The 16874-nt window shown below is 52.9% G+C and carries 11 protein-coding genes; 3 read left to right on the top strand and 8 right to left on the bottom strand.

The features are described from left to right. The 8 genes from WNY38_RS03895 to ugpC all read right to left on the bottom strand — a co-directional run bounded on the left by WNY38_RS03895 (window position 1) and on the right by ugpC (window position 12488). Window positions 1-3321, bottom strand: a complete 3321-nt coding sequence (locus tag WNY38_RS03895; RefSeq protein WP_342856013.1) for a transglutaminase family protein — start codon at window positions 3319-3321, stop codon at window positions 1-3. A gap of 928 nt (window positions 3322-4249) precedes the next feature. Next, window positions 4250-5131, bottom strand: a complete 882-nt coding sequence (locus tag WNY38_RS03900; RefSeq protein WP_342856014.1) for an NAD(P)-dependent oxidoreductase — start codon at window positions 5129-5131, stop codon at window positions 4250-4252. A 35-nt stretch (window positions 5132-5166) separates the two neighbouring features. Further along, window positions 5167-5499 (bottom strand): cupin domain-containing protein, encoded by a 333-nt coding sequence (locus WNY38_RS03905; protein ID WP_342856015.1) that lies wholly within the window; start codon window positions 5497-5499, stop codon window positions 5167-5169. Window positions 5500-5520: 21 nt separating this feature from the next. Beyond that, window positions 5521-7860 carry a DUF4962 domain-containing protein gene (locus WNY38_RS03910; RefSeq protein WP_342856016.1) on the bottom strand — a complete coding sequence of 780 codons (2340 nt, stop codon included), beginning with the start codon at window positions 7858-7860 and terminating at the stop codon, window positions 5521-5523. Between the two features lie 58 nt (window positions 7861-7918). Continuing rightward, window positions 7919-9484 carry an extracellular solute-binding protein gene (locus WNY38_RS03915; protein ID WP_342856018.1) on the bottom strand — a complete coding sequence of 522 codons (1566 nt, stop codon included), beginning with the start codon at window positions 9482-9484 and terminating at the stop codon, window positions 7919-7921. Window positions 9485-9510: 26 nt separating this feature from the next. Beyond that, a complete protein-coding gene (locus WNY38_RS03920) occupies window positions 9511-10392 on the bottom strand; it encodes a carbohydrate ABC transporter permease (protein WP_342856019.1) in 882 nt (293 codons plus the stop codon). 12 nt (window positions 10393-10404) lie between these two features. Further along, window positions 10405-11406: a sugar ABC transporter permease gene (locus WNY38_RS03925; protein ID WP_342856020.1), complete on the bottom strand. Its 1002-nt coding sequence runs from the start codon at window positions 11404-11406 to the stop codon at window positions 10405-10407. Between the two features lie 5 nt (window positions 11407-11411). Next, on the bottom strand, window positions 11412-12488 hold the full coding sequence (gene ugpC, locus WNY38_RS03930; protein WP_342856022.1) for a sn-glycerol-3-phosphate ABC transporter ATP-binding protein UgpC: 1077 nt from the start codon (window positions 12486-12488) through the stop codon (window positions 11412-11414). Window positions 12489-13081: 593 nt separating this feature from the next. Here ugpC and WNY38_RS03935 point away from each other — a divergent pair. The 3 genes from WNY38_RS03935 (at window position 13082) to manD (ending at window position 16818) form a co-directional block, all read left to right on the top strand. Next, window positions 13082-14380 (top strand): MATE family efflux transporter, encoded by a 1299-nt coding sequence (locus tag WNY38_RS03935; RefSeq protein ID WP_342856023.1) that lies wholly within the window; start codon window positions 13082-13084, stop codon window positions 14378-14380. Window positions 14381-14449: 69 nt separating this feature from the next. Further along, window positions 14450-15595, top strand: coding sequence for a Gfo/Idh/MocA family oxidoreductase (locus WNY38_RS03940; RefSeq protein ID WP_342856024.1), 1146 nt, complete (start codon window positions 14450-14452; stop codon window positions 15593-15595). Then, window positions 15592-16818, top strand: coding sequence for a D-mannonate dehydratase ManD (gene manD / locus WNY38_RS03945; RefSeq protein WP_342856025.1), 1227 nt, complete (start codon window positions 15592-15594; stop codon window positions 16816-16818). Before WNY38_RS03940 ends, manD begins: the two co-directional genes overlap by 4 nt. The last annotated feature ends 56 nt before the right edge of the window (window positions 16819-16874 follow it).

Below are 16874 nucleotides of genomic sequence, written 5' to 3' on the forward strand. Positions count from 1 at the left end.
CTAAAGGCCGCTCCGACGCCGCAGATCCAGCGTCATCGGGAATTCAGGGTGCGGCCGCTCTGGCGCGGGGGGCACTGAGCCTGCAGTATGTCCCATCTTTTCAAATCTGCTAAGCCGGCGTGCCTCTGCTTCATTTCCGTTCACTGGGAACGTATCAAAGTTGCGCCCGCCTGGGTGCGCGACGTGATAGCGGCATCCGCCAAGCGATTTCCCCGTCCATGTGTCATAGATATCAAACGTCAGTGGCGCGTCGACCTCAAGTACAGGATGCAGTGACATCGAGGGTTTCCACGCCTTATAGCGTACACCACCCACGCGCGTTCCGTTGATCGCTGTCGGCGTCATTGGGACAAAACGCTGATTTGCCGTGACCGTGTAGCGATCTGGATTTGCGCCTTTCAACGTGACTTGCAGTCGTTCCGAAGAGCTATCTGTATAGCGCACAGTGCCACCGATAGCACCTGTTTCGCCCATCACATGCCATGGTTCCAGCGCTTGGCGCAGTTCCAATGTGATACCTTCATAGGTGACTTCACCGCAGAACGGGAAGCGGAACTCGGCCTGTGCCTCGAACCATGCTGGATCAAAGTGCATATCATGGCCGCGCAGATCGCCCAAAACGTCCAAGAAGTCTTCCCAGATAAAGGCGGGCAACATGAAACGGTCATGCAAGGTCGTGCCCCAGCGGGTCAGGTTGCCGCTGAGCGGATTTTCCCAACAGCGCGCGATAATGGCGCGCAACAGCAATTGTTGCGCAAGGCTCATGCGCGGGTTTGGCGGCATCTCAAAGCCACGGAACTCGACAAGGCCCAACCGTCCTGTTGGCCCATCAGGCGAGAACAGCTTGTCGATGCAAATCTCGGTCCGGTGGGTGTTGCCCGTGACATCAATCAGCGCGTTGCGCAACAGACGGTCGGTCAACCATGGGGGCACAGTGGCCCCTTCAGAGGGTGGCCAGATTTGGTCCAACGCAATTTCAAGTTCGTACAGCACATCATGGCGCGCCTCATCGATGCGCGGGGCCTGCGATGTCGGACCAACAAAAGTACCCGCGAAAAGATAGGACAGGCTGGGATGGCGCTGCCAAAACAGGATCAGGCTTTTTAACAGATCAGGACGGCGCAAGAACGGGCTGTCATTGGGCGTCGCACCTCCGACAACAACATGATTGCCTCCGCCCGTGCCAGTATGACGGCCGTCGGTCATGAACTTATCGGCCCCCAAACGGCACTGGCGCGCTTCTTCATAGACTGCTTGAGTGGTGTGCACGCAAGCGTCCCAATTGGCGGCGGGGTGGATGTTAACCTCGATCACGCCAGGATCTGGCGCGATGCGCATCACTTCAACGCGCGGATCATGCGGCGGCGCATAGCCTTCGATCAATACCTTGCGACCAATGGATTTTGCACCGGCTTCCACCGCTGCAATCAATTCAAGATAGTCTTCAAGCGTTTCAACGGGCGGCAAGAATACGCACAGACGCCCGTCACGCGGCTCGACCGAAATCGCGGTGCGCACGCGTCCATTGAGATCACCCAGTGTTTGCTCAACCTGTTCTTGACCTGCACTGCCTTGCTGGCGATGGGCGACAGGTTGCTGTGGCTCTGCTTGCTTTTCCGCCACGGGGGTGGGCAAGGGTGCGCGTGGTTCTGTCGGATCTTGCGGCGTGATAAAGTACACGTCGCTTTCGGGCACATGCGGCAGCGTGCCCAACGGCAAGCGGTAACCGACAGGGCTGTCGCCCGCCACAAGGAACACTTGACCGCGACGCATATCCCAGACCTCTGACATCCAGCGGCTTGAGGCACGGGACTGCCAACGTTGCACGGGCAAGACGTACCCTGCTGGGGTTGTCAGGCCGCGCTCAAACACACGCGCAATGCGCGCGCGCTCTTCGGGATCGGCAAGTTTGGAATTTTCGGGCGTGACATTCGCAGGTAGATTGCCTTCTTTGATGATCCACTCGGCAGGATCCTCAAAAGCCGGCAGGACGTTTTCGCGTGGCACCTCAAGGCTTGTCGCAATCGCAGCCAAAAGCGCATGAGCATCCTCGGGCCCAACATCTTCATACGTGTCTTCTTTCGCCAGCAGATCAGGATCGTTCCAGATCGGATGGCCATCTTTGCGCCAATACAGCGAAAAGGTCCACCGCGGGAGCGTTTCGCCCGGATACCATTTGCCCTGCCCATAATGCAGCAACCCACCGGTCGAGAACTTGCCTTGCAAGCGGCGCATCAATTGGTCAGCCAGTCCACGTTTTGTTGGACCAACTGCATCGGAATTCCACTCGGCACTTTCAAAATCGTCGATGGATACAAACGTCGGCTCGCCGCCCATGGTCAAGCGCACATCGCCAGCTTCAAGCCGTTTGTCGACCGCTTTGCCAAGCGTGTTCAGCGCGTCCCATGCATCGTCAGAAAACGGCTTGGTGATGCGCGGATGTTCTGCCGTGCGTGTGACCTGCATATCGAATGCAAATTCAACATCAGCCGCACTTGCGAGTCCAGAAATAGGCGCGGCATGGCGATAATGCGGCGTGGCGGCCAAGGGAATGTGGCTTTCGCCGGCCAAAAGACCGGACGTCGGATCAAGCCCGACCCAACCCGCACCGGGCAAATAGACCTCGACCCATGCATGCAGATCGGTGAAATCTTTGTCGGTGCCCGCAGGCCCATCCAAGGCGATCAAATCAGGCTTGAGCTGGATCAGGTAGCCCGAGACAAAGCGCGCAGCAAGGCCAAGGTTGCGCAGCACTTGCACCAATAGCCAGCTGGTATCGCGGCAAGACCCTGCGACGCGGCCCAGCGTTTCCTCGGCGGTTTGCACACCTGGTTCCATGCGGATTTCGTAGTTGATTTCATTTGCCAAACGCATATTCAGCATCACCAGAAAATCAATCGTCACCATGGGGTCGCGCGCGACACTGGCCATGAAGGTCTTTAACAAGGGCCCAACTGGATCAGTACGCATATAGATGCTCAGGTCAGGGGCAATGTCGGTGTCATAGGAAAATGGAAATTCCTTTGCGCTGTCTTCCACGAAGAAATCAAACGGGTTGTAGACGGACATATCCGCGACAAGATCGACCTCAATCTTGAATTCGCGCACGGGTTCTGGGAACACAAAACGGGCCAGCCAATTGCCATAAGGATCTTGCTGGTGGTTCACAAAATGTGCCGATGGCGAGACTTTGAGGCTATGCGAAATCACGCGTGTGCGCGAATGCGGTGCGGGACGCAAACGGATCGTTTGAGGCCCCAACGTCACCGGTCTGTCGTATTTATAATGGGTGAGATGATAGATGCTGGCAGTAATTGACATGGCAAAAGCTCCTTCCCGATATCATGGACGAATCGCGGCATCGCAGCAACAGCCAATTCCTTTTGGAATCGCCCAATGCATGCGCTTTAGCGTTTGGCATATGTCTCGGCGTTAATGGGTCACATTTTAAGCCGCCTGCATTGGCAGATGACGGATGCCTGATTATTAATCACACGTCTGATTTGTCTCGCCCGACGGCCCTTGGACGCTTTGAAATGCCGAAAACGACAGAGCGACATAGACGATGACGGCAGACAGGTTTGTTTTCAGAAGCAGTTTTTAGCACTGTCTTTGCAAACACTACCTTAGACGGCAGCTTAGCAATCCATGGATACGTATCCCAAAATCTGAGGAACCGATCTGCATGGCACGCCACACCGCCATACGTTCCAAAACGTGCAAGAGACTTAAAATTTGCAGAGGCTTCAATCTGGCTCTTTGTTGGCGTGAGACATCCCAGATTCAATGCCGGACTTGGGCATCTATATCAAAGGCTTAAACATATAGGATACTCAAGACCTATGGCCTGATTGTCAGACATGCCGTCATAGCACTCAAAGCAGCCTTCGGTACCAAAAAATATAATGACGGTCAGACGTTGCATGAAAACCGACACTGTAGAAATCGCTATCATAAGCAGTTACGAAGCAAAATCCATGTGAGTTACGCGCGTCGTTAATGAAGCGCGTCAGATGCGCAAGGCAGACCGTTCACAACATATACATATACATCTACACCGCCCCAAAGGCGCATCAACCGTGATCCCAACCCACCTGTCCACCTCGTATTAGGTGTTCGGATCGGCTTGAACCACGATTGCATGACTGCCAGTTTAAATAGCCGGCTTACCCCTGAGGTTTATAGATGCATTGCCGTCCTGATCCGCCAAGCGCTTTTACGCGAAACCAGGTCGGGTTGCTTCTTTAATTTAGCTTTGGAGCTTCAGAAAATAGTCGAAGATATTCGGAACATTTTCGTCCCCCAAACCTGCGTCCACAGCAGCTTGAAGATTGTGCGAGGTGCCTTCAGCGATTTCAGCGCGCGTGCCCATGTCTGAAGCCATTTGCAAGAAATAACCAAGATCTTTGTTTGCGTTGTTGATCGAAAAGCCAAGGTTGCTGACGCCATCTACTGCGTAGTTTTTGCAAAAACCCATGAACGGTGAATTGGACGGACCCGTGGACATGATGTCGAACAGCTGCTGACGATCAACGCCCGCACGATCGGCAACGGCGAAGGCTTGGCTCATCGCGCAAACAGTCGTCATGCCCATGAAGTTGTTGATCAACTTGGTGACATGTCCGGCACCGAGTGCGCCAAGGTAAAAGACATTCTCGCCTTGTTCGTCAAGCACAGGCTTGACCTGATCAAAGGTTGTTTGGTCGCCAGCGGCCATGATGTTCAAAAGACCATCCTTGGCATGCGCTGGGGTACGGCCAAGCGGCGCATCAATCATGCCCGCGCCTTTTGCCGCAAGGTCAGCACCGATTTTACGGGTCGAGGCTGGGATGGATGTGCCGAAATCGATAAGCACAGCGCCTTTTTTAATACCAGCCAGAATGCCGTTATCGCCGTAGACGACCTTTTCAACAACTTCAGAAGTGGTGAGACACAGCATAACGATGTCGCTCGCTTCTGCCAATTCCTTAGGAGAGGCCGCCTCTGTGGCGTTTCCCCGACCTATTACAGCAGATACGGCATCTTTGTTTAGGTCCATCACGACCAGCTCGAAGCCCCTCTTTTGAAGGTTCTCGACCATATTGCCGCCCATAAGGCCGAGGCCAATGAATCCGATCACAGGTTTGGTCATGAATTTTCTCCGTTCGTTATTCTATTTGTTTTCGATCAAAGGAAGTCTTCACGGTGTGGTGTGAAGACATCCAAAAGCGTGCCTGCCTCAAGACAGATCGCGCCGTGTACGATGTTGGATTGCTTATAAAGAGAGTCACCAGCGGTTACGATGTAAGTTTCGTCGCCAACAGTGAATTCGAATTTGCCCGATATCACATAAGTGATTTGTTCGTGTACATGGTGGTGCAAGGGGGCAATAGTGCCCGCCTCGAAATGCACTTCCACGACCATCAGGTTGTCGTTATACGCCCCGACCTTGCGGCTCAGGCCGTCGGAAACGGTTACAAGCTCGGCATCTGCGCCGGGGAACAGGTTCTTAACAGTCATTCTAACTCTCCGCAGGTGTTCTTAGGTGTTTGCCAGCTTCTTGAGGACCACTTTGAAAGTGCTCTCTTCGGAATCTGTGAAGTAGAGATCAGCGTCATAGCCTTGATCGTCCATGAAGTTAAAGATCCGTTTTGGCGCGTCGAGCTTGTAAGGCACGAGCAGCGTCGCAATCCGGTGTCGCGTGGACGCCGGATATTTCGCCGTCAAGAAGGTGCTGACAGGCAGGCCTTCGTAATCAGCGGGATCAACGTCGGGGAAATCCGTTGTTTGCGAGATTTCGGGCTTGCCCGCCTCTGACCAAACGACCTGTCCGTAGAAACCAGCCCGTTCGCCCGTGTTGCGGAACGACGATTTGCCCAGTTCAAATTTGTTGTTGGCATGAAGCAACCAGTCCACCGTCACAGGTGTTTCCGCGTCCACCTTGTCGATGATGACAAAGTATGAGTTTTTCACGAAATAGATCTCGCGCTCGGCCCGTGTGACTTCTGGCGATAGGCTTTGATAGGCCTTTGTCGCGTCGCCGTGGATAAAGATGTGATCCTCGCGCTGTTCGGCGGCAATGATCTTACCTGTCGCATTCAGGGCTTTGGATTTGTCTTTTTCCGCGTATTGGCCTTTGCCGTTGATCAAGATCGCGTTCTTGGAACGGGTTTGGCGGCGCCAGTTGCGGTGCATCGATGAATTGAAGGCCACGTAGTAGCCCGACTGGATCGCCATATCCTCGCCATAGGCGGCCATACAGAACGCATTCTGATCGCCGTGGCTGTGGCTGACAGAGCCGAATTTAGAGGATTTGAACACGAACTGGATGTGGTTGTCCGGATCGCCCATCGCGTGTTGCGCGCCAACCCATCCGATACCTTTGAAGTGGCGCAGGCCGCCTTTAGGGGGCGTGGCTTCAACAACTGGGAAATCGGTTTGGAACACCAGCTCATCGAAATTCGTGTCCCACCAACCCCAATTGTAAAACGCCATTTCGGTGTCTGGATTGGTGCGCAGGTTTTCTTCGGCGTACCATTGGTATTCGCCTTTGCCGGTGGCGCCAGCAAATTGGCGCATGTTCAGGCCGGTTTTGATGCCTGGCAGGTCGCCTTGCGTGCTGTCATCGCCAAAAGTCGCGCGGCGGGTGTTTGGTGCTTTACAGAACAGCGGGAAGTCACCGGTATTTTGCAAGAACGGGCGCTGGTAAAGATCGATGCCAGTATAGGATTTCAAGCGGTTGGCGGAATCGATCAGATAAGCGATGCCCATCATCCAGTAGTTCGTACCCTCGGCCCAGCCACCATCGCTGTCACCCCAAGGCGAATAGACTGTCATCAAGAATTCAATAGAATAGTTCAACCAGCCACGAGCTTCGTCGTTTTCGTCGTCGCCCAGCAAAGCGATACAAGCAGGCACAATTGAGAGCGATACAGACCGAACCGCATGGCTATCGTAAGGAAACAGATGGATCTTGGCGTTTAAGATCGCATGTTCCGCGATGTCGCGTGTGCGCTCCAACAAGGAAGCTCGCACAATGGCGCGTTCATCCTCGGACAATTCATCGTAAAGCCAGTCATAGCCCCAAGCGAGCGCGTTAGACACGCGGTAAGCCCATTCATCTGTATAGGCACGCGATGTAACGCCCATCGAGTCCCAGCTTGCTGCCTCAAGAAGCCATTCTTTGGCGCGTGCTGTCATCTCGGCGTTGCCAGTGACCTTACCACCGATCGCGAGATGGCGGATCGCATACCAAACTTCTTGGAGTTCAATATAAGTCTTGCGCCAAACAGGAGCCGTACGCTTGTGATCAGGGTAGCCTGCGGGTTCGCGAATGATGTCGCGGTCCATCCATGGCACTACTGATTTTTCGTAAAAAGTGGACCATGCACAATGGTCTGGGTTGGCTTTGACCTCTTTGATGAAATCGCCCAATCGGTCGTTTGTCATCCACAAGCGCGGGTGATCGGTCGCAACCGTTGAAAGGCGCGCGCTGCGCGACGCCAGAGGCGTTTCAGGCAGATCAGCCGCAAGTGTAAAGCTGCGATTGCTGCTCCAACCACTGCTCGGCGCGCCGGTTTCGGCGTCCCAAGAGGCATAGGCCCAATAGTAGTTGTTCGGCTCAAACGTGACGTCAGGCGTAAAGAAATTGAAAGGCAGGTTCGCAAAGGTCTGCGTTTTGTCTTTGGGAAATTTCGGATCCGTCGAGACCCTCAAGACATAGGCCGCCTCTTCATCAATGACAGGAATCCACATGAATCGCGGTGGATTCTCAGTGATCTCTGTCTCAGCTGTCGGGCTGTACTGAATGGTTAATCCGCCCGCTTTGGGTTCATCGAGCTTTGGAAGATTGGTGGCCGCCATCGGATTGTGTTCCCGCATATTGTGAGTGTCTGGAAGAGCTCGAGGCAGCAAAGATCGCTGCCTCGAGCGGGAGGATTTAGTTTGCGCTGTACTGACGCTCGTATGCAGATTGCATCACTTCAAGAACATCTTGCAGGCCGAGATCGTTCAGCTGTGCCAAGTAGTCGTCCCATCCGGCTTCGACATCACTTGCACCAAGGATCCAAGACTGCTGTTTTTCCAACATGTAGTCACGCACAGACCCCCAAGAGCGGTCATAGACCTTTTGCTCATCGGCCGTGAAAGATACGCCGAGGAAGTCAGGGATCAAGTAATCGCCTTGTTCGTACAGATCGATACCTTCAAGAGCGAACTCGTTGGTCCATTGGATTTCGTAGTTGTAGTCTTGGAAATAACCACGACCTTGAAGCTGGGCACCCACCTGATTGAGCGAACGGTTGACTGGACCTGCATCAAGGAATTCTTGCTTGAAGATCGGCTTTCCGTCGACCATGTCGTAGTGCACGCCTTCAACGCCGAAGTTGGCAAGGCGACGCCCTTCTTCGGTGAACCAGAAATCAAAGTACTTGATCGTTTCAACTGGGTGTTCGTTGGTGTACCCCATGGCCCAACCGTCAGGTTTGACCAGAATACGGCGGTGCTCTTCGATCCGCTTGCCAGAAATAGAGGCTGGTGGCGCCATAGCTTTGAGTTCAAAACCTTCGATCTCGCTGGACAGGCTGTTGTATCCGCCAGTCGAGGCGAACCAGTCATGTGTGGACCCACCGAGGTTTTCGGAGAACAAGAAGTCACGCGCCGAACTGCCGCGAGTAAAGACTTCTGCATCGATCAAGCCATCAGCGTACCAACGCGCAAGGTTTTTAATGCCTTCGCGATATCCTTCGCCGATGTAACCGTGCGTGATCTGGCCATCGTCAACGTAGAAATCATGGTAGGTGTCTGAACCGTGAGCGCGACCATCCCAAAGGGTGACCATACGGATAAGCTCAGGCCACTGACGCAAGAACAGTGGCACTTCATCTGCGATACCATTGCCGTTTGGATCTTGGGTTTTGAAGGCACGCAGCACAGCTTCGTATTCTTCAACTGTTTGCGGTACTTCAAGTCCAAGAGCATCCAACCAATCGGTGCGGATCCAGTAAGCACGACCATATTTGCCATCTGGCAAGTAAGGGATGTAGTACATTTGGCCATCCGCAGCTTTCACTGAAGCTGCGATATCGGGGCGTTCAGCATAGTAGGCTGCGATGTGGGGCGCATGCTCTGCGATCAGATCGTTGAGCGGAATAAAGGCGCCTTCTGGACCATACTGGTTCACAAAATCCTTGATCCGGCTCGAACCGACGATGTTCGGGACTTCGCCCGTGGCCAACATCAAGTTCAGAGCTTCGGTGTTGCCGGAGTTCTCTGAATCTGTGCGCATGTTTGCGCCCACTGTCACGTCCTTAAGATGAATGTTGGTCATCTCGCGTGCGGCTTGTTCGACAGCCCAGTCCTCTTCGTAGATAGGGTAGGCACGATGGTTCATCTGGATAGTAAGTTCCAGTGGCTCATCCACGATCTTTAGGTGGCCGTCTGCGAAGACGGGTGATGAGATCGCACTTCCTGCAAGCAGTACCGCTGCTAGGCTTAGTTTACGCATGTGGTTTCCTCCCTTTTGCGTTTAAATTATTCTTTGACGCCCCCGAGCAAGATGCCCTTCTCGAAGTACTTCTGGATAAATGGGTAGACGATCAGCACTGGGATGATCGAACAAACGATGATGGCTGCGGTCACAGTTTCAGCACTGAACCCTGCTGCCGTTTGCAAAATAGCAAACTCGTCATTGTCGCTGAGGTTTGCGATCGTGTGACGCAAGAACACCTGCAACGGGATCTTCTCTTCGCTTTGCAGCAAAACCATGGCCCAGAAAAAGCCATTCCAGCGCGATACAATGCAAAACAAAGTGATGGTCGCAATAGCCGGCTTAGACAATGGAACAAAGACCTTCCAAAGCACTTGAAAGTCATTGGCCCCATCCATCCGGGCCGCTTCTTCAAAGCTTTGCGGAATGGCCTCAAAGAAGTTGCGCAACAAGATGATGTTGAACGCATTCACCGCGAAGGCAAGGATGATGCCGAACATGCTGTCAAGCAAACCAAGGTCACGCATGTTCAAGAAGAACGGGATCAGGCCAGCGTTAAACCACATTGTAAATGCGATAAACAGATTGAAGGCCCGACGTCCCTTTAGCTGTGGGCGTGACAACGCATATGCAGCGGGGATGATGAACAACATGCTCATAAACGTGCCGCCGATCGTGTAGATAAAGGTGTTCCCATAGGAGCGCCAAAACTTTGGATCACCGATAATATAGCCATAGGCTTCGAGCGTTGCATCGATAGGGGTAAACACCACCTTGCCGGATTGTGCTGCAAAGCCGGAACTGAAAGACACCGCCGCGATATAGATGAACGGGTACAGCGTCGCGACGGTAAACATCCCGATCAGGACCGATACAGTAATGGCGAAGAATTTGTCGCCGCGTGAATAGAGGTTCCAGTTAATCATTGTTTGATCCTCCTACCAAAGTGATGTGCGCGAAAAGCGGCGCGACAATGTGTTTGCGGTCATCACCAGCGTCAAAGCAACGACAGCGTTGAACAGACCCGCAGCTGCGGCAAGATCGTATTGACCCGATTGAAGTCCCTGTCGGTAAACCCATGTGTTCACGACGTCAGCAGTGGCGTAAGTGGATGGTTGATAGAGCAACATGACCAACTCAAACGAGACTTCCATAACGTTGCCGATCCGAATGATCAGCATGATCAAAATTGTAGGCAAAATCGACGGCACTGTGATTTTCCACATCATTTGCCAACGGTTCGCCCCATCCACAACTGCACTTTCGTACAAAGATGGATTCACACCTGAAATCGCAGCAAGGAACACGATGGACCCAAAGCCTGCCTCTTGCCAAATACCTGTTCCGACAAAAATCGGACGGAACCACTCCGGTTGAGTTAGGAAGTAAATCGGTTCAAATCCAAGCCAGCTGATAAAGGTATTGATGATACCGGCTGTGGGTGAAAAGGCTGTGATAACGATACCTGCGATAATGACCGAAGATATAAAGTGTGGAAGGTAAACAATTGTTTGGGCTGTCTTTTTGTAGCTCGCGTGAAGCACTTCATTGAACATGAGAGCGAGAATAATCGGTGCCGGAAACCCAAACAAAAGGTTGTAGAAGCTGATGATGATCGTATTTTTGACCGCCCGAATGAATTGATCATTCGAAAACAGTGTATGGAAATGTTCAAAACCAATCCAAGGGCTGCCTGACACACCGCGGAAAATAGAATAATCCTTGAACGCAATCTGCAGACCATACATTGGCTTGTACAAAAACACGAGGAACCAGATAATCGTGGGCAGCAACATCGCGTAGAGCTGCCATTCACGCTTGAAATGATCTAGAAGGCGAAGCCACCGTCCATCGTTCGCATTTTGGCGGCGCATTTCGCGCCCTTCCGTGCGGGCATTCTGAACAGGCTGACCGCTTGCGCTTGAGTTTTCTTCTGCCATGGTCTTCAAGCCCCTAGGTTCAATGCACGGCCTGTGTCGGCGTCGAACAGTTTCACCATATCGGGCTGCACATGGACCTCTGAGACACCAGACAGATGATCAATGTCACCGTTGGTTTCGACTTTGAAGACAAGTGCGGATTCGCCGTAACGTGCGTGAAGCAACGCCTCGGATCCAAGGGGTTCTACCAGATCCAGTGAAAGCGGAAGGCTAGAAGACTGACCCTCAGCTTGCAGTGTCACGTGCTCAGGGCGAATGCCCACAATCACATTGCGACCAGCGTTTTCGGCAGCAGCGCCGTCGATTTTGATCTCTGCGTCGCCAACCTTCACGCCGGTTTGCGTCAACACACCCTTCAATTGGTTCATCGGCGGTGAGCCAAGGAAGCCAGCAACGAAGGTGTTGGCAGGATTGTTGAACAATTCCATCGGCGTGCCGACCTGTTCAATTCTGCCGTCATTCATAACCACGATCCGATCCGCCAAAGTCATAGCCTCGACTTGATCGTGAGTGACGTAGATAGATGTCACTCCAAGGCGTTTGTGCAAACGCTTGATCTCTGCGCGCATCTGCGTGCGTAGCTTGGCATCAAGGTTCGAGAGCGGCTCATCAAACAAGAAAACTTTAGGATGACGCACGATCGCACGCCCCATAGCGACACGCTGGCGCTGTCCGCCTGACAAATCGGATGGACGGCGATCCAGATAAGGTGTCAAGCCAAGGATTTCAGCCACGTCAGCGATGGTGGTTTTGATTTCGTCCTTAGGCATCTTACGGATCCGCAATCCGAAAGCCATGTTGTCTGCCACATTTAAGTGCGGATACAGGGCGTAGTTTTGGAAAACCATCGCCACATCACGGTCTTTGGGAGCAACCCGATTCACAAAGCGACCATCAATGGTCAGCTCACCACCAGAAATTTCTTCAAGCCCAGCAACCATCCGAAGCGTTGTAGACTTGCCACAGCCGGACGGGCCAACAAGAACAACAAACTCCTTCTCTGCAACGTCCAAATCAATTCCATGTACAACCTGCACCGCCCCGTAGGCCTTTACGATTCCGCTTAGATTCACGCCAGACATTATGTCCTCCCCTTTGACGTTGCTGGATTTCAGCCCAAAGCTAGGACCGAATCAACTCTTAACTAGTATACCAGTGCCCACACTAGTATACCAGAGCTAGTATTCCTATTTTCTTTCTGGTAGCGTAAATATGAGTGCAGATACAAAAGGGTCGCTTGCATGCCTCATGCAGCCGCAGTTCTGAATCAACGCGCGACCTTTGCTGAAGTGATGAGTTTTCTAAATGATTAGATGTCATCGATGACGTTGAAACTGAGTGATCGGGTTTTCGAGATAAAGGATGCTTTGCAGCTCGGTGCGCCCCGCCCTACGGCCCCTACTGCGTGCGATATGTTCACGCAAAGGGCCAACCTTAATCTACTGTTAGTCCGTCAACAAAACAGCATAAAACTGGGCAAGCTCACCAAGCGTGCATTAGATAAGATCGACTATTTTGAGCGCATTACAACTAATGCAGCGCGGGCAAATTGCGATGACGCCCATTGCTTGCTGCATATTGAGTGAAACGAAAGAACCCCATGCAAGACAATACAGAACACCTCGCCCAAAAAAACGCTCCCGGAGCTCGTCAGATTTTTTCTCTTGCGTGGCCCATGACACTGAAGGCGATTTTTCTGCACGGGACTGTGGTGATTGATGGATTTTTGCTGTCGTCTCTTGGGGAGGGGGCGCTTGCCGCGATGGGATTGGCAGCCGCTCTCGGCGGGATCGTCATTGGCTTCATTTTCGCATTTTCCCAAGCCATGCAAATTCGCACCGCTCAGGCCGTAGGAAGCAACGATCCAGTGTTCTTGAAATCGGTATTGGCGTCTGGGCTAGCTGTTAGTCTAAGTATCGGCGTTATAGGTGTTGGCCTGATCCAACTGTTGGGGGGCATTCTAACCGAAGCCCTAGCGCCAACAGCTGAGATCTCGGATCAAGCGCAAACCTATTTGTCAATTTTCTGCATCGTCATCTTAGGTGAATCTATCGGTCAGGCGATCGCAAGTTTCTTTAATGGATGCAGTCGCAGTAAGCTTCCCCTTTACGGATACCTGCTTTCGGTACCTTTAAATATCGCTTTCAGTGTTGTCTTGATTCACGGCCTTTGGGGCTTTCCGGCGCTCGGCGTGGCAGGCGCAGCTATTGGCAGCGCCATCGCGATCACCGTTCAAACCGGGTTCTGGAGCGTCCTGCTGCTGCGCTCCTACGGGCATTTACGTCGAGTCGAAGGCTGGCGTAATGGCACGTTTTTGCCTTCATTCAAGCGGCATGTTTTGTTTGCCTTACCGATCGCTGCGACCTTCGTAAGTTCAAACCTTGCAGCCCATGTGTGTTCATTGATGTACGCAAGCATGTCCTTGAATGGGTTCGCCGCCATGACCCTGATTGCGCCGTGGAATATGCTGACAGGTCAGATTGCAATGCAGTGGACCCAAGCAACGGGCATATTGGTGGCACAGCTTTTGGGCAAAGACACACCAGAAGACGTGCTAGACCGCTTCCTGTCGCGCGCTTGGATCGGTGCATTTGTGGCGGCTGGAATCGTAGCTGTAACTTTCTTGGCAATGAGCTTTTCAATAGATTGGCTTTATCCAAACCTTGAGGTCGAAACCCGCGCAATCCTGTTTGGGTTCTTGCCTATTTTGCTGATCATTCAGTTTCCCCGCGCCACCAACGCAATCTGCGGCAACACTTTGCGCGCGGCGGGCGATACAGTTTATGTCATGCACGTTTTTGTTTGGCCGCAATGGGCCTTCCGCGTGCCCGCGACAGCTTTGCTCATATTTTACTTCGATCTTTCTGCCTTCTGGATCCTATCGTTGTTCCTTTGGGAAGAATTTCTGAAATTTCCCGCCTTCCACCGCCGTATGTGGAAAGGCGATTGGAAGCGGATAAAAGTAGCGGAATAATCACAGCCATCTCAATGACGTATCTTGGGAGAATATGATGGTGAGGACGAAAGTCGGGAGGAAAAGACAATGAAGAAACTTAAGGTTTTGATCGCAGGCACCGGATTTGCAGGCAAGGGCCACACGGTCGCGTTTCGTGATGCAGGCACGCAGGTCGTAGGCATGGTTGGCCGTACGGATCACGTGGTGCGTGATGTGGCAAAGGACTTGGCGATCCCTTATGCCAGCACAAATTGGGCTGCGGCCTTGGCAGAGCTAAAGCCTGACATTGTGTCCATAGCGACCCCAGGAGGGGCTCATTATGAACAGATCAAGCTGGCCATAACGGCGGGCTGCCATGTTTTTTGTGACAAACCCATGACCACGAACGGCGCCACCGCAACTGAGCTTTACACGCAGGCCAAGGCCAAAGACGTCAAAACGGCTTATGCTGCCAGCTTTCAGTACACGGCCAGCGTCCAACACGCCAAGCAGCTGATCGCCCAAGGCGTGATCGGGGAGCCGACTGAGATCGAGAGCATCTCGCATTTCAACCTTGAACGCGGCATTCCGTTTGGTTGGTCGCATCGCGCCGAAGATGGCGGTGGGCGGCTCAACAACAACTTTACCCATTCACTGGCCATTGCGCAGGCTTTAACAGATGGCGAAATCCTGCAAGTCGCTGGCGATGTGCGTGATGATCTTGGACGCGCGCCCAAAGTTGACGGCGTTCACGACTTTACCAAACGGCGTGCCTTAATCCCCAAGAACCTAAATGATCCTGATTTGGAATGGGGTGATAGCAACGTCGAGTGGTCCTATACGGTTATGGCACGGCTGCGGTCTGCGATGGCCACCCAACCCATTTCCGTACTGTTCAAACACGGGGCATTGGTGCCACGCTTTCATGAGGATCACATCATGATTTACGGCACCAAAGGCGCGATCTATATCAAGGGACACTATGGCTCCGGCACTTTGTCATTGCATGATGGCGCAAATTGGACAGATCTGCCGACACCGATTGAAATCGCGGCCCTCATGCCTGCCGGTTTGGGAGAAACAGAACAGTGTTGGCATATTTTGGCCAACCTCTTTGTGCGCGATATCCTTGGCGAAGATGTGCCCGCCTACCCTACTTTTGCGCAAGGCGCGCAGTACCAAAACATCATCGACGTGATCCGCCGGTCTGAAAATTGGGCAGATGTGACGGACCTCTTGGGAGCCACATCATGAAAATTACTGGTGCAAAAGTCTTTGTCGGCGGGCCGGGCAAGAATTATGTCACGCTCAAAATTATGACCGATCAAGGGGTTTATGGCCTTGGCGATGCGACCCTTAACAATCGCGAAACACTGCCCGCCAGCTACCTACAAGACTACCTGATCCCAAACCTGATCGGGATGGATCCACGCCGCAGCGAAGACATTTGGCAGTACTTTTATCGTGGTGCATATTTTCGTCGCGGACCAATCGCTATGGCTGCTTTTGGTGCGATCGACATGGCGCTTTGGGACATCAAAGGCAAGCTGGCAAACATGCCGCTGTATCAGCTTTTCGGCGGAAAAAGTCGCGATGGCGCGATGGTCTATGCCCATGCAACGGGCGCGGATTTACCCGACTTGATGGACTCTATCTCGTCCTACGTCGAACAAGGCTACAAGGCCGTTCGCGTCCAATGCGGCATCCCAGATATGCCCACTGCCAGTTATGCCGTGCCTGATAAAAAGGGCACGAACGGCGACTACATCACTGATTTCAGAGGCATCATCCCCAAAACTGAAGTTTGGGATACAGACCGTTATATGCGTTTCATGCCAGAAGCATTGGCCGAAATTCGGGACAAATTTGGTCCGGACTTAAAACTGCTGCACGATGTCCATCATCGCCTTCTTCCCCGCGAAGCCGCCGCCTTCGCGAAATCAGTTGAACCTGCGGGCCTTTTTTGGCTTGAAGACCCGACCCCTGCCGAGGATCAAAATAGCCTGCGTTTGATCCGTCAGCATTCGACGGTGCCCATCGCCATCGGTGAGGTGTTCAATTCGATCTATGACTGCAACGCGCTAATCGAAAACGAGCTTATCGACTTCATTCGCATCGCAGTAACCTATGCGGGCGGCATTACTCATGTGAAACGCATCATCGATTTGGCCGGACTGCACCACGTGCGTACCGGTTTTCACGGCGCGCCAAGTCACTCTCCCATTTCAATGGCCGCGCAACATCATTTAAATGCATGGGCGCCCAATTTTGGCATTCAGGAATATCTCGTCCTCGGCACGCCCGAATGCGACGCGCTGTTCCCGTCTGAACATGTGATGCGCGACGGGTTGTTTCATGTCAGCGATGCTCCGGGCCTTGGGGTGGATTTTGATGAAAATGAAGCCGCGCGATATGAATACAGACCGGGCAGCCATCCAGTTGTGCGGCTCGAAGACGGCACACTTTGGAATTACTGAAGACTACGGTCGACATGCTCAGCCCACCGGCGTCTCCTCGATTGACACATTGGTGA

This window comes from Pacificibacter sp. AS14, from assembly GCF_038899935.1.
GTDB lineage: Bacteria > Pseudomonadota > Alphaproteobacteria > Rhodobacterales > Rhodobacteraceae > Celeribacter.

Excerpts from the sequence above, each read along its gene's own strand:
- WNY38_RS03915 (WP_342856018.1), bottom strand. The coding sequence starts at position 9,484 with ATGCGTAAACTAAGCCTAGCAGCGGTACTGCTTGCAGGAAGTGCGATC.
- WNY38_RS03935 (WP_342856023.1), top strand. The coding sequence starts at position 13,082 with ATGACACTGAAGGCGATTTTTCTGCACGGGACTGTGGTGATTGATGGA.
- WNY38_RS03925 (WP_342856020.1), bottom strand. The coding sequence starts at position 11,406 with ATGGCAGAAGAAAACTCAAGCGCAAGCGGTCAGCCTGTTCAGAATGCC.
- manD (WP_342856025.1), top strand. The coding sequence starts at position 15,592 with ATGAAAATTACTGGTGCAAAAGTCTTTGTCGGCGGGCCGGGCAAGAAT.
- ugpC (WP_342856022.1), bottom strand. The coding sequence starts at position 12,488 with ATGTCTGGCGTGAATCTAAGCGGAATCGTAAAGGCCTACGGGGCGGTG.
- WNY38_RS03940 (WP_342856024.1), top strand. The coding sequence starts at position 14,450 with ATGAAGAAACTTAAGGTTTTGATCGCAGGCACCGGATTTGCAGGCAAG.
- WNY38_RS03895 (WP_342856013.1), bottom strand. The coding sequence starts at position 3,321 with ATGTCAATTACTGCCAGCATCTATCATCTCACCCATTATAAATACGAC.
- WNY38_RS03920 (WP_342856019.1), bottom strand. The coding sequence starts at position 10,392 with ATGATTAACTGGAACCTCTATTCACGCGGCGACAAATTCTTCGCCATT.
- WNY38_RS03900 (WP_342856014.1), bottom strand. The coding sequence starts at position 5,131 with ATGACCAAACCTGTGATCGGATTCATTGGCCTCGGCCTTATGGGCGGC.
- WNY38_RS03910 (WP_342856016.1), bottom strand. The coding sequence starts at position 7,860 with ATGCGGGAACACAATCCGATGGCGGCCACCAATCTTCCAAAGCTCGAT.
- WNY38_RS03905 (WP_342856015.1), bottom strand. The coding sequence starts at position 5,499 with ATGACTGTTAAGAACCTGTTCCCCGGCGCAGATGCCGAGCTTGTAACC.